Here is an 840-nt window from a genome sequence, read left to right as displayed (position 1 = left end):
TTATAGGACTTCGTCAAAAATTCATATATATTTCCCTTATCCACAAATAATCAAAGATAACAAAAACTACTAAACAACCTTAAATAACCTTCTCTTGGTTTACCGTTGGAATAACTGAATCCGATACCGGCTTTTCTTTAAGTATGATTGCACAAACAACAGACAGGGCCGCTACTGAGGCAAAAAATATAAAAACGTTACCAAAGTCTTGTGAACCATCCGCCCCTACAGTCACTAAATAACCCGCGACAAGAGGAGACACAAACGCACCCAGTTGACCAATACCATTAGATAACCCAGTAGCACTTCCGACTATTTCCTTTGGATAGCGTTTAGGCAAAAAAGCATAAATTGAGCCGAAGTTTAAGTTAACAAAGAAACCGACAAGCAAGAGCAGAGTGAGCAACAGGGCAGGTTTCCCACTGTCTATCGCACCAAGCATCCACAATACAGGAATACTACCTATCCCCCCAATTAAAGCAACAGGTTTCATACGACCAAGAACTTTATCCATCAGCCATCCCCCTAATAACATAGCGAAGAAAGCAATGATAAAAGGGGCAGAACCGAAGAAGCCCATTTCCTTAATATTCATCCCATGCTGCGTAACCAAAAAACTAGTTAACCAGGTAGTAGTTCCCCAATAAACGGCCAATTGACAAAAAAGAAGCAAAGTATAGACATAAAAATGAAAGTCTTTTAAGAAAAGCCCGTAGGTTTTTCTTTTCTCTTCCTTCGACATCTTTTCAATTGGAGAACCGTCTTGTCCATCAATATCCTGTTCCTTACTCATTCTCCCTTTAGCAATCATTTCTTTTGGGGTATTCGATACAAAAAACC

General features: G+C 39.4%; 1 protein-coding gene. It reads right to left on the bottom strand.

What is annotated here, in order from left to right:
- Positions 1–79: 79 nt before the first annotated feature.
- Positions 80–840, bottom strand: a 761-nt coding sequence (locus tag AC1DUW_RS30865; protein WP_477644456.1) for an MFS transporter, incomplete at its 5' end; no start/stop codon positions are given.

Source organism: Peribacillus sp. P4_C12, assembly GCF_056402095.1.
The sequence above is the reverse complement of the archived record's forward strand: the minus strand, read 5'-3'. Positions and strand labels throughout refer to the sequence as shown.